The organism is Pseudomonas sp. HY7a-MNA-CIBAN-0227 (genome assembly GCF_040310325.1).
GTDB lineage: Bacteria > Pseudomonadota > Gammaproteobacteria > Pseudomonadales > Pseudomonadaceae > Aquipseudomonas.
This window is the reverse complement of the sequence record NZ_JBEOPT010000361.1, coordinates 1-236: the sequence shown is the minus strand read 5'-3', so window position 1 is coordinate 236 and position 236 is coordinate 1. Positions and strand designations below refer to the sequence as shown.

1 protein-coding gene is annotated in these 236 nt (G+C 42.8%); it reads right to left on the bottom strand.

What is annotated here, in order from left to right; translation table 11 throughout:
• Nucleotides 1–236, bottom strand: a 236-nt coding sequence (locus AAEZ06_RS28270; RefSeq protein WP_350617523.1) for a hypothetical protein, incomplete at both ends; no start/stop codon positions are given.

Genomic DNA, 236 nt, shown 5'->3' with positions numbered 1-236 from the left:
GCCCATTACCATAATAACTTTAATGCGGTCACGTTCAATTTTTGTTAACGGTTCTTTGCGGACTTCACCTTTAGCTTCATTCTTGAGTTTTTCAGCTTTAGCTGCGGGAACCGTGCCAATGTCACCCAAGAGTTTTTGGGCGAAAAGGTATTGGATTATTAGTGCTAAAATCATACCGATACCGGCGCAAATAAAGCCTGCTTGGAAGTTACCATCGTAAGCGGCTACTACAAACC